Below are 20,965 nucleotides of genomic sequence, written 5' to 3' on the forward strand. Positions count from 1 at the left end.
TTGAACTTGAAAGATCCGTTCGGGTTGAGCTTGTCGAAACCTTGCGCGGCGCTTCGACTGCGCTCAGTGAACGGTTCAAGTAGGTTCGTGCCGGATTAGTAGCAAAATATTGAATGAAATCAGGCCCTAGCGCTTATTGATAAAGCGCTAGCAGCTATATTTTCAATAGCAAACTAGAGCAAGTCGGCAGGCCCAGGCCGCCCGAACAGGTAGCCCTGGAACTGCTGGCAGCCGTTGCGCAGCAAGAACTCGCGCTGGCCTTGCGTCTCCACGCCCTCGGCCACCACGTCCAGCCCCAGGCTCTGGGCCAGGGTGACGATGGTGCAGGCAATGGCGGCGTCGTTGGGGTCGGTGAGCACGTCGCGCACAAAGCTCTGGTCGATCTTGAGCTGGTCCAGTGGCAGGCGCTTGAGGTAGCTCAGCGACGAGTAGCCGGTGCCAAAGTCGTCCAGCGAAAATCCCACGCCCCGCTGGCGCAGGGACTGCATCTTGGCAATGCTGTCTTCCACATCGTGCAGCAGCAGGCTCTCGGTCAGTTCGATCTTGAGCTGCTGGGGGGGCGCGCCGGTTTCCTTCAAGGCCTGCCACACCTGGGCGACAAAGTCCGGGTCGCGGAACTCCTGTGCACTCACGTTCACGGCCACCGTCCAAAAGCGGGTGGCGGGCTGCTGGTGCCAGTGCGCCAGTTGGGTGCAGGCCATGCGCAGCACCTGCTGGCCCAGTGGCAGGATCAGCCCGGTTTGCTCGGCCAGGGGGATGAATTCGCCCGGCGACACCATGCCGCGCTGCGGATGGCGCCAGCGCACCAGCGCCTCGGCGCCCAGCACCTGCCCGCTTTCATTGACCACTGGCTGGTAGTGCAGCAAAAACTCGTTGCGCTCAATGCCCCTGCGGATATCGCCCTCCAGGGCCGAGCGTGCCGAGGCCGCTGCCTGCATGGCCGGGTCAAAAAAGCACAGGGTGTTGCGGCCCTGGGCCTTGGCCTGGTACATGGCCAGGTCGGCGCGCTTGAGCAGCTCTTGCACCGGCTGCGCCTGGTCGCGAAACAAGGTGATGCCAATGCTGGGTGTGCTGTGCAGCACCGAGCCCTCCAGCGCGTAGGGCTTGTTCAGCTCCAGCCGCACCTTTTGCGCCACCAGCTCAGCCTCCACCGCCGCCTGCGTGGGGTCTTCGTGCAGGTCCTGCAGCACCAGCACAAATTCGTCGCCCCCCAGGCGGGCCACGGTGTCGCTGGCCCGCACGCTGGCGGTGATGCGCTGGGCCACTTGCACCAGCAGCTGGTCGCCCCACTCATGGCCCAGGGTGTCGTTGATGCCCTTGAAGTTGTCCAGGTCCAGAAACAGCAGGGCACCGTGCTTGCCGTCGCGCGCGCTGGTGGCCACGGCGCGCTCCAATCGGTCCGTCAGCAGGCGCCGGTTGGGCAGGCCGGTGAGTTCGTCGTAAAACGCCAGGCGCTGGATTTCAGCCTCGGCCCGCTTGCGCTCGGTGATGTCGCGGGCAATGCCCCGGTAGCCAGCGAACTGGCCCTGTTCGTCATAAAAAGGCTCGCCGCTGACCGACACGCACATCATCTCGCCCGAAGGGGTCTGGCGCTGGATTTCAAAGTCGTGGAACACCTCGCGGGCCTGCAGCTGGGCCCGGTGTTCCACCCACAGCGTGTCGTTCACAAAGGTGTTGTCCAGCTCCCAGCGGGTGCGGCCATAAAAGGAATTGTCCTGGATGCCGACGGCGTCGCTCGATCGCCCGTCCAGCCGCACAAAGCGCAGCTGCGCGTCCTGCTCCCAGTACCAGTCCGACGACAGGTGCGTGAGGCTGCGCCAGCGGGCTTCGCTCTGGCGCAGGGCCTCGACCGTGCTCAGGTAGTCCGTCACATCGGTGAAGGTGCGCACCCGGCCGCCGTCGGGCATGGTGCAGGTGCGCACCTCCAGGTAGCGGCCGCCCCGTGTGCGCCGCACATAGCTGTCGGGCACGCTGTGGCCGCGCCCCTGGGCGGCGTATTCGGCCTGCACATAGGCGCGGGCCGTGGCCTCGATCAGCTCAAACCCCATGCCAAAGTCCCCGCGCTCGGTCTGAAACCGCACGATGTCTTCGTGGCTGGGCTGGGTGGCCAAAAAGGCCTCGGGCAGCTCCAGCAGCTCCAGGTAGCGCTGGTTGTAGACGCGGATCTTGCCGTCGGCATCGACCTTGACGATGCCCTGCGACACGCTGGCCAGCGTGGCGTGCAGGGCGTTGGATTTTTCGCGCAGCAAGGCGCTGGTGCGCAGCAGCTCGGCGTCCAGCTGGCGCCGGTCTTCCTGGGCACGGCGCGCCATCTCCAGCTGCCCCACGGTGTTGAGCAGCGGCTGCATGAACGGCACATCCTCGGCGGCATAGCCGTGGTGGCTGTTGGCCAGCAGCACCATGGCCACCATGTCCTGGGCGGCGTGGATGGGCAGGCACAGGCAGGTGCGCAATGCGGGCAGGCCAGGGGGGGCGTTTTGGCAGCGTGGGTCGGTGGCTGCGTTGTCTGCGATCAGGGGCTGCTCGCTGGCCAGCACCGTCCCAATCAGGGAGTTTGGCTCGTCAAAGACCAGGGCGTCTTGCGAGCGCCGCACGGTTTGCATGCGCGCGGCCTCATCCCAGCGGATGTCCGTCATCGCGTGCACATGCAGGGCCGGGGCGCGGTCGGGGTGGTGTTGCACATGGCCCACCATGCCAAAGCTGCTGCGGGTCAGCTCCATCAGCTCTTCCAGCAGGGCGTCAAACGCCGCCTGGGGCCGGGCGCTGGCAATGAACACCGCCTGTGCCCGCGAAATGGCCTGCAGCAAACGGTGCTGGCGGTTCAGCATGGCCTCGGCAGAGCGGCGCGCGCGCGCGCTGGTGCTGCGCTCCAGCACGGCTTCAATCTGCGCGGGCAAGGCCAGCAGGTAGTTCATCCCGGGGTCCTGCACCGCAAAGTCAGCAAAACCGTGGCGCATGGCGTGGGCGGCATGGCCCTCCTGGCCAGGCCGCACCAAGATCAGGGCCGGCACGCCGTGCAGGGTTTCCAGTACGTCAAACGCACCGCCGTCGTCCACCTGCTGGGTGCACACCACAATGTCCACCGCCTGCTGGCGCAGCCGTTCGCGGGCGGCCTGCACACTGCTGGTCACGTCCACCCGCCAGCCCAGCCAGGGGTCTGCCAGCGCAGAGACCAGCGCTTGGGCGTGTTCCCTATCGTTGTCAATCAAAAGGACGGTGATGGGCATGGACTGTGGTGGAGGGCAGGCAGCCAGGGGCGCGAAAACATCCGTTAGGACTTAGAACAGGGTCTTACGCAAATCAGGAGGCAACAGCCGCCTTTGCTTTGGGCTGAACGGCTTGCTTGTGCCCTGTTTTGCGTCAGTCATGTCCGGTATCCGCGCATCGTGCCTGCCATTGTGCAGAGAACTGGCCGACATCGCACACAATTTGGAACAATACGCCCCCTTCGTTGTGGCGCAGCGCCGCACAGCGGCTTTTCGATAGCGCCCTGGCGCCGGGTCCGCCCGGCCGGGGCGCTTTTTCCCGTGTTTCAGGATTCACCTTGCGGCCCCAGGCCGTTTTTGCCATGCAGTCATTCAGCGTCAACCAGTACCTTCGTCAACACATCCGCACGGTGCCCGATTGGCCCGCGCCGGGCGTGCAGTTCCGCGACATCACGCCGCTGCTGCAAGACCCCAAGGTGTTTCGCGTGTTGATCGACGCCTTTGTGCACCGCTACATGGACAAGGCGCTGCGCCCCGATGTGGTGGCTGGGCTGGACGCGCGGGGCTTCATCCTGGGCGCCGTGGTGGCCTACGAGCTGAACGTGGGGTTTGTTCCCATCCGCAAAAAGGGCAAGCTGCCCTTCACCACGGTGGAGGAAACCTATGAACTGGAATACGGCAGCGCCACCGTGGAGTTGCACACCGATGCCGTAAAGCCTGGTGACCGCGTGCTGTTGATCGACGACCTGATCGCCACCGGCGGCACCATGATGGCCGGGCGCCGCCTGCTGGAGAAGCTGGGCGCCACGGTCACCGAGGGGGCCGCCATTGTCGATTTGCCCGAGCTGGGTGGCTCGGATCGGCTCAAAGCATCGGGATTGCCGCTGTTTACCTTGGTGGATTTCGCGGGCCATTGATGTCCGTTACCGCCTGCATCTGGCCGCCTTCGGGCGGCTTTTTCGTTTTATTGCGCGCGAATACCATTTTTGTAAAACCCCGTGTTTTGACTTTGAGGGTGTGAATCCGTAGACTTTCCCCGTGTTTCACTACCTGCCACGCAGGTGTTCAACCCTTGAGTGAAGTGCCGCCGGGAGTCGTGCATGCGACTCTGTATTGCCAACGCATTGGCAATGGCAGCACCCGGAGCGGGCATGCGTCCGCTCCAACCATGTCGAGCGAGCTGGTCTCGCGCAGCGGCCCGTCCGCTTCTCGACCCTTGCGCACGTCTGCCGCGTGCCATCCGGGTCGGTCTCTGTAAATCCCACGTTTTTTCGTGCTGCTGTGCACGCCGCAAGGCGCTGCCTGGCTGCTGCATCGCCAAGGCGTGGGCTTGTCGCCCTCCTCGGACCCTGCGCTCGTGTGGGGCGGCTTGTGTCGTTCAACCGGGAGGAGAAAGTCCATGGCAAAACAAATCGTTATTGATCACGTGTTCAAGGTCTTTGGAGACGATCCACAAGAGGCCCTGGCGCTGGTCCGCCAAGGCCTGAGCAAGCAGGAGGTCCTGGCCCGCACGGGGCAGTCCATCGGGGTGTTTGATGCCCACTTGTCGATCGAGGCGGGCGAGATTTTCGTGGTCATGGGCCTGTCGGGCTCTGGCAAATCCACCCTGGTGCGGCTGCTGAATTTGCTGATTGAGCCCAGCGCCGGCCGCATCCTGGTGAACGGGGTGGACATCGCGCAGTTGCCCGATGCGCAACTGCGGGCGCTGCGCCGCAAAGACATCAGCATGGTGTTTCAGTCGTTTGCCTTGATGCCCCATATGACGGTGTTGGACAACACGGCCTTGGGCCTGGAGTTGGCCGGTGTCGATCGGGTTCAGCGCCAGGCGCAGGCAGCCCAGGCGCTGGAGCAGGTGGGCCTGGCCGGGTGGGGCGATAGCTACCCGGACGAACTCTCCGGCGGGATGCAGCAGCGCGTGGGGCTGGCCAGGGCGCTGGCATCGGACCCCTCGATCCTGTTGATGGACGAGGCGTTTTCGGCGCTGGACCCGATCATCCGCACCGAAATGCAGTCAGAGCTGCTGCGCCTGCAAAAGGTGCGCCGGCGCACCATCGTCTTCATCTCGCACGACCTGGACGAGGCCATGCGCATTGGCGACCGGATTGCCATCATGAAAGACGGGCAGGTGGTGCAGGTGGGCACGCCCGACGACATCCTGCGCAACCCCGCCAACGACTACGTGCGCAGTTTCGTTCGGGGTGTGGACGCGGCTGCCGTGTTCAAGGCCGCGGACATCGCGCGAAAGCCCCTCACCGTGGTGGCCGAGCATGCCGATCGGGGCTCGCGCGCGGCGTTGAGGATGCTGCAGGACCAAGACCGTGAGTACGCGTATGTGGTCAGCCCCGCGCAGCAGTTCCTGGGCGTGGTGTCGGTGGAGTCGCTTCGCTCGGCTTTGGCGGGGCACCAGGGGCCACTGGGGTTGGTGCACGCCTACCTGCCAGGGGTGCAGCCCGTTGTGGCCGACGAGCCCGTCAGTGAGTTGTTTGGTCGTGTCGCCCATGCGCCGTTTGCCATGCCCGTGGTGCAGGCCGATGGCCGCTTCGGCGGCGCCATCAGCAAGACCACCTTGCTCAAGTTTTTGGACCGGGACACCCCGCCAGTGCCTCCTTCGGGGCCTCCCTCTGGGGCCGATGTGGCGTCTGCGCCAGTGCGTTGACGGCCGACGAAACGCTCCGATTCCAGAACTTGAAAGAACCTGACCCATGTCTGACCTGACGCTTGAAAAGAACCCCTACGACAACACCCCACTGAGCGCCGCGCCGTCCACACCACCACCCTCCAACGACGCACCGGTGGCAGACAACCCCTGGACCAATGCCGACGCGGCGTCTGTGCAGGCGCCGTCCCTGGCATCGCCCGATGTCGCTGCCGACGCGGCATCTGCCAACCCCTGGGGCGAGACTGCGGCCGTGCCCGATGCCGGGGGAGATTGGCTGGGGGCGGCCCCAGCAACCTCCACGGGCGCCCTGGACGCACCGGCGGGTATTGACGGTGCCGACCCAGGGTTTGCGCTGCACGCGCTGTGGGATGGCAGCCTGCCGGTGGAGTCCTGGATCAACCAGGGGCTGGGCTGGGTGGTCCAGCACTTTCGACCATTTTTCCAGACCGTGCGCGGTCCGATCGACAGCACGCTGACCGCAATGGAAGGGCTGCTGCAAAGCGTGCCCACCTTGTGGATGGTGGCGCTGCTGAGCCTGTTGGCCTGGCAATGCGCAGGCCGTGGCGTAGCCATCGGCGCGATGGTGTCCTTTCTGCTGGTGGCCCTGCTGGGCATCTGGTCTGAAGCCATGGTCACCCTCTCTCTGGTGCTGACCTCGCTCGCGTTTTGTCTGGCCATCGGGCTGCCGCTGGGGATTGTGCTGGCCCGCAGTGACCGGGCCCAGCGCTGGATGCGGCCCTTTTTGGATGCGATGCAAACCACTCCGGCGTTTGTGTACCTGGTCCCCGTCGTGATGCTCTTTGGCATCGGCAACGTGCCCGGCGTGGTGGTCACCATCGTCTTTGCGCTGCCTCCGCTGGTGCGGCTGACCAATCTGGGCATCCGCCAGGTGCGCCCTGACCTGATCGAAGCGGCCCGCGCCTATGGGGCATCGCCCTGGCAGATGCTGGTGAAGGTGCAACTGCCGCTGGCCATGCCCTCCATCATGGCGGGCATCAACCAGTCGCTGATGCTGTCGTTGTCCATGGTGGTGATCGCTTCCATGATTGCCGTGGGTGGTCTGGGCCAAATGGTGCTGCGCGGCATCGGGCGGCTGGACATGGGGCTGGCCACCGTGGGTGGCCTGGGCATCGTGCTGCTGGCCATCACCCTGGACCGGATCACCCAGGCCATGGGCCAAGCGCGCCGTGGTGCGCGCCACTGGTGGCAGGTGGGCCCGGTGGGTTGGGTGGTCCGGCTGTGGGCGCGTTTGCGCAGGGCTCCAGCGCACCGAGCCACCACCGCGCCTGCAAACACAGACACCGCTGGCGCGCACCCGCTGCCTGCAGCCCAGGCTGCGGCGTGAATGGGGCGCGCCAGCCTGCGCGCCTTTCCCTTTTTCCTCTTCCCCACCGTGCGTGCCCGTTGCCACAACGGGAACGCAGGCCTTTTGCATTCATTCACCCGTGAAGGAGCTATTTCATGCACCCCCAAAATTTGATGACAGGTGTGTACCGCCTAACCCGTAACCGCCTGGCGGCGGCGCTGTCTGTGGGTGTTCTCTCGCTGGGCTTGGCGGGTGCGGCGCAGGCCCAGGAGCTGCTGCCTGGTATGGGCACCACGGTCCAACCCATTCAGAGTTCTATCGCAGAGGAGGCCTTTCAAACCATGCTGGTTTCCAAAGCGCTAGAGACGCTGGGCTACACGGTGAAAGCCCCCCAAGAGACCGAATACGCAACCGGGCATCTGGCCCTTGCCAACGGCGATGCGACCTTCATGGCCACCCATTGGGACCCGTTGCATGCCGACTTCTATCGCAACGCGGGGGGCGATGACAAACTGTGGCGGCAGGGGGCTTATGTGCGCAACTCTTTGCAGGGCTATCTCATCGACAAGAGGACCGCCGACCAATACAAGATCACCCACATCTCACAGCTGTCCGATCCGGCGCTGGCCAAGCTGTTCGACACCAATGGCGACGGCAAAGCCGATTTGACCGGGTGCAACCCTGGCTGGGGTTGCGAGCTGGTCATTGAGCACCAACTCACGGCCTACAAGCTGCGCGACACCGTCACACACAACCAGGGCAGCTACGCCGCGCTGATTGCGGACACCATCGCGCGCTACAAGCAAGGCCAGCCCATCCTGTACTACACCTGGACGCCCTACTGGGTCAGCGGTGTGCTGCAGCCTGGCAAAGATGTGGTCTGGCTGCAGGTGCCGCACTCCTCCTTGCCGGGCGATCAAGCCAAGCTCAGCACCAGGCTGCCGGATGGGAAGGACTTTGGCTTCACGGTCAACACCCAGCGCATCGTGGCCAACAAGGCGTTTGCTCAAAAGAACCCCGCTGCGGCCAAGCTCTTTGAAGTCATGCAATTGCCGGTGTCGGATGTCAACGCACAGAACCTGCGCATGCGCGATGGCGAGAACAAACCCCAAGACATTGAGCGCCATGTGAAGGGGTGGATCCAGGCCCACCAAAAAACCTATGACGGGTGGGTGGCGCAGGCGCTGGCGGCGGCGCGGTAGGCGGATTCAAGCGCCGCAGCGCGCCTGCTCGGCCAGACGTTGCGTGAGCCAGCCTGCAAAGTCATTCCAGTGGGTGCGTGCCATGGTGGTGCTCCGCACGGGTCAGGCTGCTGCTGGGGCGGTTGGGGCGGCTTGCGTCATTGGCGCGTTCTGCCTGCGTGCCCAGGCCTTTTCGTGAAAGAAGAAGGCCACCGCCTGCACCGTAGGCTCCAGCAAACTCAGCGTGAGCGACGCGAGCAAATTGCCCGTGACGGCATAGGCGACCATGGCTGCGACACCAATGTGGATGAGGTAGTAGCTGCCCGTCTTCATGAGCATGGTCTTGTTCTGGCGGGCGATGCGGCGGATGTGGGACATGGCGGGCTCCTTGAGGGATGGTGTGCTGTGGGGACTGGCTCAAATGGTAGGCATTCTCAATAGCAAACACCAATTGGCATTGGCTAAACAAAAGATAGCCACTATGAATAAGCGAGCGTGATGGCCCTGCAATGCCGTGTTGCCGCCTGCCCTAAATCCATACGCCGCGTGCTCTTTCTTCGCAACACCCCCGTTGCTATGATGGTTGTCTTTTCAACAGCGCAGGCGCGCAAGCGCTACTGGGAGCACACATGGCCCTGATGGACTTCATCAAGAAACAGTTCATTGACATCATCCAGTGGACTGAAGACAGCGACGGCACCCTGGCGTGGCGCTTCCCGATGCGCGACATGGAAATCCAGAACGGGGGCACGCTCATCGTTCGCGAGTCGCAGATGGCGCTCTTCGTCAACGAAGGCAAAGTGGCCGACGTGTTTGGCCCCGGCACGCACAAGCTCACCACGCAGACGCTGCCCGTCCTGACCTACCTGAAGAACTGGGACAAGCTCTTTGAGTCGCCCTTCAAGAGCGATGTCTACTTCTTCAGCACCCGCCAGCAGATCGACCAGAAGTGGGGCACGCCCCAGCCGATCACCATCCGCGACAAGGACTTCGGTGCCGTGCGCCTGCGCGCCTTCGGTAACTACGCCTTCCGCGTGGCCGACCCCAAGCTGTTCCACACCGAAATCTCCGGCACCCGCGAGGAATACACCGTGGCCGAAGTGGACGGCCAACTGCGTGGCCTGGTGCTGCAAAACATCAGCAACGCCATCGCCAGCAGCGGCCTGCCGTTCCTGGATTTGGCGGCTAACCAGATTGCGTTTGCCGACGCGCTGGCCAAAGAGCTGCAACCCGCCTTTGCCAAGATCGGTCTGCTGCTCGAAGCCATGACCGTGCAGAACGTGTCGCTGCCCGAAGAGCTGCAAAAGATCCTCGACCAGAAGATCGGCATGGGCATGGTCGGCAACGACATGGCCAAGTTCATGCAGTACCAGACGGCGCAAGCCATCCCCAAATTTGCCGAAGGTGCGGGCAATGGCGGTGGCATTGCGGGCGACGCCATGGGCCTGGGTGCGGGCGTGGCGCTGGGCCAGGTGCTGGCGCAAAACCTGCAGCAGGGCCTGCAAGGCGGCGGCGCCCAGGCCGCGCCAGTGCCCGCAGCACCCGCAGGCGTGCGCCCTGACGAGGTGATGGCCACGCTGGAAAAGCTGGGCGACCTCAAGGCCAAGGGCATCCTCACGCAGGAAGAGTTCGACGCCAAGAAGGCAGAGCTGCTGAAAAAGCTGGTCTGACCGGATTTGCTATTGAATCAATAGCTGCTCGCGCTTGTTGAATGAGGGCTGGAGGCATTTTTTGCCTTCAGCCCTTGTTCGCAGGTGACGCCTACTCGCTCACCGCCTTCCCATCGCCTGCCCATGGCCACAGACCCAACCCAGCGCGCCTACCGCGCCCCTTGCCCCGGCTGCGGCGCGCCGGTGGAATTCAAGAGCGCGCAATCCACGCATGCCGTGTGCGGCTACTGCCAAAGCACTGTGGTGCGCAGCGGCGACGTGCTCACGCGCCTGGGCAAGATGGCCGAGCTGTTCGACGACCACAGCCCGCTGCAGCTCATGGCCAGCGGGCGCGCCAAGCTCGATGGCAAAGAGCAGCCCTTCACCCTGATCGGGCGGCTGCAGTACAAAACCGAGGCCGGGGTCTGGACCGAGTGGGTGGCGTTTTTGCAAGACGGCACCATGGCCAGCCTGGGCGAAGACAACGGCGCCTACGTCTTCACCCGCAAGATCAACCCGGGCCGTGAGCTGCCCGAGGCCAGCCGCTTTCGCCTGGGGGCCACCACGGCCATCAACGGCAAAAGCTACAGCGTGGCCTTCAGTGGCAGCGCGCAGCTGCTGTCCGCCCAGGGCGAGCTGCCCAAACTGCCGCCCCTGGGCCAGCCGTTTGACATGGTGGAACTGCGCAGCGCCGATGGCGAAGTGCTCAGCATCGACTACGGCCACACGCCGCCCAATGTGGAACGCGGCACCTCGGTGCTGCTCGAAGACCTGCAACTGCAAGGCCTCAAGGACGAATCGGCCAAAGAAGAAAAAGGCCGCCAGTTCAACTGCCCGCATTGCGGCGCGCCGGTGCAGGTGCAGCTGTCCACCACCAAAAGCCTCACCTGCGGCTCGTGCGCCAGCCTCATCAACCTGGACAGTGGCGTGGGCGGCGAGCTGCGCGCTGCCGTGCAGGACGAGCCCGTGCAGCCCATCATCCCACTGGGCACCAAAGGGCAGCTGCAGGGCGTGCACTGGCAGGTGGTGGGCTTTCAGCACCGCATGGGCGTGGAGCCTGGCGACGACGAGCACTTTGGCTGGAGCGAGTACCTGCTCTACAACCAAAAGCGCGGCTTCGCGTTCCTGGTCGACTCCGAAGAAGGCTGGAGCATGGTGCGCCCCACCACCGGCGCGCCGCAGCTGGCCTCCAGTGGGCGCTCGGCCACGTACATGGGCACCAAGTACGACCTCAAATACACCTACGAGGCTGAAACCACCTACGTGCTGGGCGAGTTCTACTGGCAAGTGAGCCGGGGCCAGAAAACCTCCAACCGCGACTTCGCCAGCAGCAAAGGCCTGCTGTCGCTGGAGCAAAGCGCCAACGAAATCACCTGGTCGTCGGGCGACAAGCTCAGCAGCGACACGGTGGCCAAGGCCTTCAAGCTCGACGACAAGAAGGACGTGCTCCAGCGTGACGACACCGGCCCTTTTGTGGCCAAGTCGGGCATGGGCTGCGGCACCATCATCCTCATCGCGGTGGTCATCATCATCGTGCTCATCCTCATGAGCCGCTGCTCCAGCTGCGACCCACGGGTCGAGAACTGCTCCTCATCGGGTTACCGCAGTTCGGGCGGCTCGTACGGCGGGTATTCCTCCGGCGGCGGGCACAAGTAGCCTGCGGCTGTCATTCCAAAACTCTCAGTCTTTCCCTCTTTTCAAGGAGCAACCACCATGGTCGGAATCGAATGGCTCAAGCCCGCAGCGTTCCTCGGGTCCATCCTCTACGCACTCATCGGCGTCGTCATCTTCTGGGTCTGCTTCATCGTGGTGGACAAGATCACCCCCTATGACCTGTGGCGCGAAATCGTGGAAAAGCAGAACCAGGCCCTGGGCTTGGTGGTGGCCGCCATGTGCCTGGGCATCAGCATCATCGTGGCGGCCGCGATCCATTGATGTGTCGTTGGCGCGCAGGCCTGTGCGCTGTGTGGCTTCAATGTGTCGCTTTGGTAAATTATTAAATAATAATTGTTCTCATTTGCATTAAAATGTGACGTTCAGTATTTGGCGCCTCCTGCAAAGAAGCGCGCGCTATTTAGGACGTTGACATGGCAATCGATTCCAGCACGGGCAGCAAGGCTGCCCGTTTTCCTTTGGGCCGCATGGGCGCAGCCCTTTTAGTGGGTTTTGGCTCTTGGGGCGGCCAGGCCTTGGCGCAAGACACTCTGCGCACGGCCGCAGAACTGCCGGCTGTGCAGGTCACGGGTGCGCAATATGACCCCGACGATGTGCGCCCCGAAGGCGTGACCACCGCCACCAAAACCTACATGGCGCCCAAGGACATTCCGCAAACCATCGACACGCTGGAAGTCAACAAATACAAAAGCTATGGCATCAACGACCTGGCCACCATGCTCGACGGCGTGCCGGGCGTCAACACCAGCTATGACATGCGCGGCGAGGGCGTGATGATCCGGGGCTTTGCAGCGGACTCGGGCGATATCTACCGTGACGGCGTGCGCGAAAGCGGCCAGGTGCGCCGCAGCACCGCGAACGTCGAGCGCATTGAAATCCTCAAGGGCCCCGCATCGGTGCTGTACGGCCGCAGCGCAGGCGGTGGGGTGATCAACATGGTCAGCAAACAGGCACGCTTTGATGCCAAGAGCAGCCTGACCCTGCGAGGTGGCTCGTGGGACAACTACGGCGGCACGCTGGACATCAACAAAGTCATCAACCCCAACGTGGCCGTGCGCGTGACCGCGGACCGCGAGCAGGCGCACAGCTTTCGCAGTGGCATCCGCAACAAGAACGAAATGGTTTCGCCCAGCATCACGGTGGACACGCGCACAGGCTTGCGTTGGACGGGTCAATACACCTATGACAACGTGTGGCGTGTACCCGACCGTGGGCCTGCATACGATCAATTGCCAGCGGGGGTGTCCATTCGGCAGGGGTTTGCGCAGCCTGGAGACTACGTGGAAGACCGCCTGCGTGTGCTTCGTTCGGACCTGAGCTACGACTTCAACGCGGCCTGGAGCCTGCGCTGGGTGGCAAGCAAGCGCGAGGCCAGTCAAGACTTTGACCACTACTTTGCGGGCACGTACTGCAATGCGCAGGGGCGTACATCCGCGGGCGTGGCGTGCGCCAACCCCGGTCGCGTCCGCCAAAGCTACGCTTGGCAGCAGACCAGTAACAAGACGACGAATCACACCCTGGACCTCACTGGCCGGGTTGATCTGGCGGGCATGCGCCATGAGTTGTTGGTGGGACTGGAACACAGTGAAGAGGTGCGTAACCCCCGCTTGTTCTCAACGGCCAACAGCAATGGGTCGATCGATCCGTTCAATCCGGTGCTCAACGCCGTGCGCCCCGTGCAAGGCGCGCCGTCGCAGCAAAACCTGCATGAAGCGCAAGCCAAAGCGCTCTACGCCCAAGATCTCATCCACTTGGCTCCGCAGTGGAAGTTGCTGCTTGGCGGGCGTTACGACAGCTTTGACTTCACCACCTTGAACCAACTCAGTGGAGTCCAGCGCTCGTCCAGCGGGGATTCTGTGAGCCCGCGTGTTGGGCTGGTCTGGCAGCCTGTGCGTGACCACAGTCTCTACACCTCTTACAGCAAGAGCTTTTCTCCCTACGGAGGGCGTGGGTTGCTGGGGGTATCCGTGGTTCCCAATGCTGTGTTCGATGCAGAACCTCAGCACTCACGTCAGATGGAGGCCGGTATCAAGAGCGACTGGCTGGATGGCAAGTTGTCTACCCAGCTGGCTGTGTACCAACTGGAGCACTACAACATTCGCTACCAGCCGGAGCCCGTGAACAACCCTCTGCTTTACATGGTGCGAGGGAAGGAGCGCTCGCGCGGCATTGAGTGGAGTGCAGCAGGTCGCTTGGCGCCTTCGTGGTATGTGCGTGGTGGCGTTGGCCTGATGAGCGCCAAGGTAGTGGAGGACCGCAGCGTGCCAGCCAACGAAGGCAAAAACCTGCGTGACACCGCCAAGCGCAACGGCAATCTGTTCGTGCGCTACGCACCCGATGGCGCCTGGTATGGCGAACTGGGCGTGACGCACACCAGCAGCCGCTACACCAACGAGGCCAACACCACCCGCCTGCCCGGCTACACCCGCTGGGACGCCCTGGTCGGCTGGCGTGCTGCCCCCTGGAGCGCCACACTGGCTCTGTCCAACCTGTTGGACAAGGAGTATTGGCGCTCGTCCAGCATGCCGGGTGCTCCCCGCAGCGTGCTTCTGAGTGTGAACTACCAGTTCTGAGACTCGGTATCGGCAGCACCCCGTCTGTGCAGGGACGCCATACCGGTCTTTGGCTCCGGGGTTTGTTGCAGAGGGACAAGGCATTCACCCCCACAATACTGGGCTGATTTGTCAGGGCATTGCCCGGTCTCCTTCGCATGTCTTCCATCCCCCACTCCATTGCGGGCGCTACGGCGCCCGAATTGCCCTCCCCAGGCCCCCGCCCCATCGACATCGCCCTGCTCATCAGCGTCTTCGTGGTGGCGGCCTGTGGCCTGCTGTACGAGCTGGCGGCGGGGGCGCTGGCGTCGTATGTGCTGGGCGATTCGGTGCTGCAGTTCTCCACCATCATCGGCACCTACCTGTTTGCCATGGGCGTGGGGTCGTGGCTGTCGCGGTACTTTGAGCGGCAGCTGCCCGCGCATTTTTTGCGCATTGAGCTGCTGGTGGCGCTGATCGGCGGGGCGCTGCCCGCCACGCTGTTCCTGGCCAATGCGTATGCGCCGGGGGCCTTTCGGTTTTTGCTGTACGGCATGGTGCTCATGGTGGGCACGCTGGTGGGGTTGGAGATTCCGCTGGTCATGCGCATCTTGAAGCGCAACACCGCCCTCAAGGACCTGGTGTCGCAGGTGCTCACGTTTGACTACCTGGGCGCACTGGCCGTGTCCATGGCCTTTCCGCTGCTGCTGGTGCCGCACCTGGGACTCATCCGCACAGGGCTGCTGTTTGGGTTGATGAATGCGGCCGTGGCGCTGTGGGCAGTGTGGTTGTTCCGTGCCGAGCTGCGGCGGCTGCGCGCGCATGCGGTGGCCTGCGTGATGGTGCTGCTGGCGCTGCTGGCGGGCTTTGCCGGGGCCGACCACATCACCACCCTGGCCGAAGACAAGTTCTACCAGGACCGCGTGGTCTACAGCACCGCATCGCCCTACCAGCGCATTGTGGTCACCCACGGCAAGGCGGGGCACCGGCTGTTCCTCAATGGCAACCTGCAGTTTGCCGAGCGTGACGAGTACCGCTACCACGAGGCCCTGGTGCACCCAGCCATGGCGGCGCACAGTCGTCCGAAGCGCGTGGCCGTGCTGGGCGGCGGGGACGGCATGGCGGTGCGCGAGATTCTCAAATACCCCTCGGTCGAATCCGTCACGCTGGTCGAGCTGGACCCGGCCATGACCCGCACCTTCACCGAGCACCCCACGCTGGCGCGGCTGAACGGCGGCGCGCTGAAGAACCCCAAGGTGCACATCGTCAACACCGACGCCTTTCAGTGGCTGCAGCAAGGGGAAGACACTTTTGACGTGATCGTGGTGGACTTTCCAGACCCGACCAATTTTTCGATTGGCAAGCTCTACACCAACAGTTTCTATTCGCTGCTGGACAAGCGCCTGTCGGCCAGCGGTTACGCCGTGGTGCAAACCACCTCGCCCCTGGTGGCGCGCCAGAGTTTTTGGACGGTGGTGAGCACCATCGAATCGGTGGGCCTGCGCACGGCCCCTTACCACGCCCATGTGCCCAGCTTTGGCGAGTGGGGCTACGTGCTGGCCAGCCGCCGCCCCTGGCGCATGCCCGATGCGCTGCCCGGTGGATTGCAGTTCCTGAGCCCGCAAACGTTGCCGCTGCTCTTTGACTTTCCGCTGGACATGGCGCGTGTGCCTGCCGAGGTCAACCGCCTGTCCAACCAGGTGCTGGTGCACACCTACGAGCGTGAGTGGGGCAAGGTGGTGGCGCACTGAGCCTGGCTGCCCGGCGTGTACACCGCGCCGTGTTCACGTGGGGCGCTCAGGCTTTGTCGATGCGGTGCAGTTATTCCCGCTACCATGCCAAAAAACAGGCGGTAACCGCTGGAAACAAGCGCCTTGGGCGCGGTTCACAAAACGCCCTTGGCGCCATGGCGCCGCTCTGCTGCGCAGGACTGGCCGGCTACTGAGCGCTTGGCCCAGGCTGCCTTGCTGGGTTTTGTTCACCGCACCAGGCTCCGATCACACAGGTGGATTCCATGCTGGACCAATTTTTCATCAGCAAAGCGCAGGCCTACCCCTTGCTATGGGCGCAGCACAACCCCTGGCTGGTGGCGCTGTCGGTGGCGATGGCGATGCTGGCCTCGGTGCTGGCGCTGCAAATGGCCGCCCTGGCGCGCCGGGCCGATGTGGGGTTCACCCGGCAACTGGCCCGGGGCTCGGGGGCCCTGGCGCTGGGCGGAGGCATCTGGTCCATGCACTTCATTGGCATGCTGGCCTTTGCGGTGTGCGCCCGGGGGCGGTTCGATGCAGTGACCACCGTGCTGTCCATGTTGCCCAGCGTGCTGGCTTCGTGGGTGGCGCTGGGGCTGTTGATGCGCCGTGAGGTGGGCCGCATGGCGCTGGTGGCGGGTGGGGTGTTTGTGGGTGCGGGCATTGGGGCCATGCACTACATCGGCATGGCGGCATCGGAGTGGGCCCCCGTCATGCGCTATGACCCTTGGGGCTTTGCCGCATCGGTGCTGGTGGCGGTGCTGCTGGCCATTGTGGCGCTGTGGGTGCGCTTTGGGCTGGAGCGCGCGGTGCGCTGGCGCAGGCAGCGCCTGAACTGGGCGGCGGGCGCGGTGATGGGCCTGGCGATTGCGGGCATGCACTACACCGGCATGGCCGCCCTGCGCTTCATCGATGCCCCGGACGAACCCGAGCTGCTGGCAGCCTCTGCCGGAAGCACGCCGCTGGCGCTGGCCATTGCGGGCGTGGCGGTGGTCATCGGGCTGCTGGTGGTCGCCATCAACGCTGGCCTGCGCTACCGCCAGATGTTCATGAAGGTGCGCCAGAGCGAATCGCGCCTGCGGGCCATTGCCGACACCGCAGCAGACGGCATCGTGATGATCGACGCGCGGGGGCTGGTGCAGTCGTTCAATGCGGCGGCCGAGCGCATCCTGGGCTGGCACCCCAGCGAAGTGGTGGGGCAGAACGTGTCCATGCTCATGCCCGAGCCCGACCGCTCGCGCCACGATGGGTACCTGCAGCGCTACCTCCGCGGCCAGGGCGGCAGCATTGTGGGCTCCAGCAGCCGCGAGGTGCAGGCCCTGCGGCGCGATGGCAGCACCGTGCCCATCCGCCTGTCGGTGGGGCGTGTGCGGCTCGATGGTGACCCGGTGTTTGTGGGCTTCATCGGCGATCTGAGCCAGCGCCGTGCCATGGAGCAAGAGCTGCAACGCAGCGAACAGCGCCTGCGCTCCTTGATGGGCAACATCCCCGGGGTGACGTTTCGCTGCAGCTACGACGCGGACTGGACCATGCTGTTCATCAGCGATGCCGTGACGGCCCTGACCGGCTGGCAGCCGCAGGACTTTCTGGAGGGGCGCGTCAACTTCACGCAGCTCACCTTGCCCGAAGAAGTGCCCCGCCTGTGGGAAGAAGTGTCGGCCGCCATCGCGCAGCGCCGGCCCTACCACGTTGAATTTCGCCTGCTGGACCGCCAGGGCCGTGTGCGCTCGGTGTCTGAAAGCGGTCGCCCCGTGGTGGGCGACGATGGCGAGGTGCAGTGGATCGACGGCGTGATCATGGACATGACGGTCTTCAAAGAGCGCAACGCCGAGTTTGAAAGCACCGTGCGCGCCATTGACCGCGCCCTGGCGGTGGTGGAGTTCGACCTGCAAGGCAACGTGCTCACGGCCAATACCAATTTTCGCGAACTCATGGGCTACCGGCTGGACGAAATCGTGGGCCAGCACCACCGCATGTTCTGCGAGCCGGCCTATGCGCAAAGCGCCGCCTACACCGAGTTCTGGCAGCAACTGCGCGATGGCAAGCTGGACGGTGGCGAATACCAGCGCCTGGGCAAAGGCGGGCGGCGCATCTGGATCCAGGCCACCTACAACCCCATCTTCGACGCGCAGGGCCAGCCCTTCAAGGTGGTGAAATTTGCCACCGACCTGAGCGAGCGCCGCGCCATGGAGCAAGAGCTGCGCGCCGCCAAAGAGCGTGCCGAACAGGCCGCTGCCGCGCGCAGCACCTTCCTGGCCAACATGAGCCACGAAATCCGCACGCCCATGAACGCCATCATCGGCTTCACCGAAGCGCTGCTCGACACCCCCATGGAACCCCAGCAGCGCCGCCACCTGGGCACGGTGCAGCATGCGGCGCGCTCCATGCTGCGTTTGCTCAACGACATTCTGGACACCGCCAAGCTCGAAAAAGGTGCGGTCGAGCTGGAGATTGCCGACTTCTCGCTGCAGGAGGTGTGCGAGCAGATTCTGGCTTCGCTGCGCATCCATGCCGCCAAGAAGCAGCTGGAGCTGCAGTGCCTGGCCACCGAGCAGGTGCCTGCCTACCTGCGTGGTGACGCGCTGCGGTTGCAGCAGGTGCTGCTGAACCTGCTGGGCAACGCGCTCAAGTTCACCCAGCAAGGCCATGTGCTGCTGCGGCTGGACTACCAGGACGGCTCGCTGGTGATGGAGGTCGAGGACACTGGCATTGGCATCGCAGCCCAGCACCTGGACCGCATCTTCGACCCCTTTGCGCAGGCCGATGCGTCCACCACCCGCCAGTTTGGTGGCACCGGGCTGGGCACCACCATCTCCCGCCAACTGGTCGAACTGATGGGCGGCACCATCGGCGTGCGCAGCACCCTGGGCGTGGGCACCACGTTCACCGTGCGCCTGCCCTTGCCCACCGGCCAGGCCACCGAGGCCGTGGCCACCCCCAGCCATGCGGCGCAATTGCCACCACTGCGCGTGCTGGCCGTGGACGACGTGCCCGCCAACATCGAACTGCTGCAAATCCAGCTCCACCGTGGCCGCCACCAGGTCACCGTGGCGCGTGACGGCGAAGAGGCTGTGCAGGCGTATGCACAGGGGCGCTTTGATGTGGTGCTGATGGACCTGCAAATGCCCGGCATGGACGGCCTGGAGGCCACGCGCCGCATCCGCACGTTTGAGCAGGCGCGGCGCCGCAAGCCTGTGCCGGTGATCGCCTTGTCGGCCAGCGTGCTGGAGCAAGACCGCCGCAACGCCCGCGCGGCGGGCATGGACGGCTTTGCCAGCAAGCCCCTGGAGCCCGCGCGGCTGTTCCGCGAGATCGCACGGGTGCTCAACCTGCAGCCCGATGCGGCCTCGGACTGGGGCGCACTGACCGCAGCGGCTGCGCTCAGCAGCCCTGCCGTGGCGCCTGCCCCCCAGGCGCAGGGCGTCATCGACTGGGAGCGCGGCACCCGCCTGTGGGGCCAGCGCGCGCTGCTGCGCGATGCCATTGCGCGCCTGGTGGGCGAGCACGAGGCCACCCCCGCAACACTGCAGGCCCTGGTGGCCCAACGCGACCTGGACAGCGCCCGGGCCCTGGCCCACCGCCTGCGCGGGGCCGCGGCCAACCTGGCGCTGGTGCCGCTGCAAACCTTGGCCCAGCGCATTGAGGAAGCTGCCCGCGCGCTGGACCGCACCGCCCTGGTCCCGCTGGTGGCCGCTCTGCCCGCCGCCATGCGGGCTGTGCAGCAGGCCCTGGCCAGCGAGGCCGATGCCGCCGCCGCACCCGCCCCCGGCGTGGGCCAGCACGCGCCGCTGGCGCCTGCGCAGCGCGCGCAGGCCCTGGCGGCGGCGCAGGCCTTGGCACAGGCTTTGGCACGATCGGAATTGGCCCAGCCGCCTTTGGACGTGCTGGCACAGCTGCTGCCCGGCGATGCCATGGAGCGGCTGCAGGAAGCGATCGATACTTTTGACTTTGACCAGGCGCTGGTGCAACTGCAGCAGCTGCGCACCCACTGGATCGACGAGCCCACGGAGACCCCCGCATGAACCAGGCCCCTGACCAGCGCCCCCGTCTGCTGCTGGTGGACGACGAGCCCACCAACCTGCAGGTGCTGCGCCATGTGTTGCAGGCCGACTACCGCCTGCTGTTTGCCACCGACGGCGAGCGCGCACTGCAGGTGGCGCGCGAGCAGCAGCCCGACCTGGTGCTGCTGGACATCATGATGCCCCACATGGACGGCTACGCCGTGTGCCACGCCCTCAAGGCCGACGCCGCCACCGCCCACATTCCCGTGATCTTCATCACCGCGCTGAGCGACAGCCAGGACGAGACGGCGGGCTTTGACGCGGGGGCGGTGGACTACATCACCAAGCCCGTCAGCCCGCCCGTGGTGCGCGCACGGGTGCGCACGCATTTGTCGCTGGTGCGCATGGACGAGCTGCGCCAGACCCGCCTGCAGATCGTGCAGCGCCTGGGCCGCGCGGCCGAATACAAGGACAACGAGACCGGCCTGCACGTCATCCGCATGAGCCACTTTGCCCAGCGGCTGGCGCTGGCGGCGGGCTGCAGCCCCGCCTGGGCCGAAGACCTACTCAACGCCGCGCCCATGCACGACGTAGGCAAGATCGGCATCCCCGACGCCGTGCTGCGCAAGCCCGGCCCGCTGGACGCCAGCGAGTGGGACACCATGCGCCGCCACCCCGAGATCGGGGCCGAGATCATTGGCCAGCACCCCTCAGGCGTGCTGCAACTGGCCCGCGAAATCGCCCTGGCCCACCACGAAAAATGGGACGGCAGTGGCTACCCCAACGGCCTGGCGGGCGAGGCGATTCCGCTGTCGGCCCGCATCGTGGCCGTGGCCGATGTGTTTGACGCCCTCACCACCCGCCGCCCCTACAAAGAGCCCTGGCCCGTGCAAGAGGCCATGGACCACATCACCGCCCAGGCGGGCAAGCACTTTGACCCGGCCCTGGTGGCGCTGTTCATCCCGCTGCTGCCCCAGCTGCTGGAGATCCGCGCCCAGTGGGCCGACTGA

At 64.9% G+C, this 20,965-nt stretch carries 13 protein-coding genes; 11 read left to right on the plus strand and 2 right to left on the minus strand.

All coding sequences use genetic code 11. The features are described from left to right. Window positions 1–173: 173 nt before the first annotated feature. Window positions 174–3,227 (minus strand): EAL domain-containing protein, encoded by a 3,054-nt coding sequence (locus EAG14_RS00685; RefSeq protein ID WP_121727755.1) that lies wholly within the window; start codon window positions 3,225–3,227, stop codon window positions 174–176. 341 nt (window positions 3,228–3,568) lie between these two features. On the opposite strand from EAG14_RS00685, the gene EAG14_RS00690 reads away from it, so the two are divergent. The 4 genes from EAG14_RS00690 (at window position 3,569) to proX (ending at window position 8,373) form a co-directional block, all read left to right on the plus strand. Next, window positions 3,569–4,123 (plus strand): adenine phosphoribosyltransferase, encoded by a 555-nt coding sequence (locus EAG14_RS00690; RefSeq protein ID WP_099657115.1) that lies wholly within the window; start codon window positions 3,569–3,571, stop codon window positions 4,121–4,123. 482 nt (window positions 4,124–4,605) lie between these two features. Then, the gene (proV, locus tag EAG14_RS00695; protein WP_121727756.1) at window positions 4,606–5,862 is read left to right on the plus strand and encodes a glycine betaine/L-proline ABC transporter ATP-binding protein ProV; all 1,257 of its coding nucleotides are present in this window, start codon (window positions 4,606–4,608) and stop codon (window positions 5,860–5,862) included. A 46-nt stretch (window positions 5,863–5,908) separates the two neighbouring features. Beyond that, on the plus strand, window positions 5,909–7,210 hold the full coding sequence (gene proW / locus EAG14_RS00700) for a glycine betaine/L-proline ABC transporter permease ProW (RefSeq protein ID WP_121727757.1): 1,302 nt from the start codon (window positions 5,909–5,911) through the stop codon (window positions 7,208–7,210). A 116-nt stretch (window positions 7,211–7,326) separates the two neighbouring features. Then, complete coding sequence (proX, locus tag EAG14_RS00705) at window positions 7,327–8,373, plus strand: glycine betaine/L-proline ABC transporter substrate-binding protein ProX (RefSeq protein WP_371414389.1); 1,047 nt, start codon at window positions 7,327–7,329, stop codon at window positions 8,371–8,373. Between the two features lie 102 nt (window positions 8,374–8,475). On the opposite strand, the gene EAG14_RS00710 is transcribed toward proX, so the two are convergent. Then, window positions 8,476–8,730 carry a DUF2061 domain-containing protein gene (locus tag EAG14_RS00710; protein ID WP_121727758.1) on the minus strand — a complete coding sequence of 85 codons (255 nt, stop codon included), beginning with the start codon at window positions 8,728–8,730 and terminating at the stop codon, window positions 8,476–8,478. A 251-nt stretch (window positions 8,731–8,981) separates the two neighbouring features. Here EAG14_RS00710 and EAG14_RS00715 point away from each other — a divergent pair, with 251 nt between their 5' ends. From EAG14_RS00715 to EAG14_RS00745, 7 genes are all read left to right on the plus strand, one after another. Next, entirely contained in the window at window positions 8,982–10,022 is a 1,041-nt protein-coding gene (locus tag EAG14_RS00715) for an SPFH domain-containing protein (RefSeq protein ID WP_121727759.1), read from the plus strand. A gap of 123 nt (window positions 10,023–10,145) precedes the next feature. Next, complete coding sequence (locus tag EAG14_RS00720) at window positions 10,146–11,657, plus strand: DUF4178 domain-containing protein (RefSeq protein WP_121727760.1); 1,512 nt, start codon at window positions 10,146–10,148, stop codon at window positions 11,655–11,657. 57 nt (window positions 11,658–11,714) lie between these two features. Continuing rightward, window positions 11,715–11,936, plus strand: coding sequence for a DUF350 domain-containing protein (locus EAG14_RS00725; protein ID WP_099657108.1), 222 nt, complete (start codon window positions 11,715–11,717; stop codon window positions 11,934–11,936). A gap of 152 nt (window positions 11,937–12,088) precedes the next feature. Then, window positions 12,089–14,248 carry a TonB-dependent siderophore receptor gene (locus tag EAG14_RS00730; protein ID WP_121727761.1) on the plus strand — a complete coding sequence of 720 codons (2,160 nt, stop codon included), beginning with the start codon at window positions 12,089–12,091 and terminating at the stop codon, window positions 14,246–14,248. Between the two features lie 137 nt (window positions 14,249–14,385). Further along, complete coding sequence (locus tag EAG14_RS00735; protein ID WP_121727762.1) at window positions 14,386–15,957, plus strand: polyamine aminopropyltransferase; 1,572 nt, start codon at window positions 14,386–14,388, stop codon at window positions 15,955–15,957. Between the two features lie 263 nt (window positions 15,958–16,220). Beyond that, window positions 16,221–19,976: a PAS domain S-box protein gene (locus EAG14_RS00740; protein WP_121730226.1), complete on the plus strand. Its 3,756-nt coding sequence runs from the start codon at window positions 16,221–16,223 to the stop codon at window positions 19,974–19,976. Beyond that, a complete protein-coding gene (locus EAG14_RS00745) occupies window positions 19,973–20,965 on the plus strand; it encodes a two-component system response regulator (RefSeq protein WP_121727763.1) in 993 nt (330 codons plus the stop codon). The genes EAG14_RS00740 and EAG14_RS00745 overlap by 4 nt, the downstream gene beginning before the upstream one ends.

Source organism: Acidovorax sp. 1608163, from assembly GCF_003669015.1.
Classification (GTDB): domain Bacteria; phylum Pseudomonadota; class Gammaproteobacteria; order Burkholderiales; family Burkholderiaceae_C; genus Acidovorax.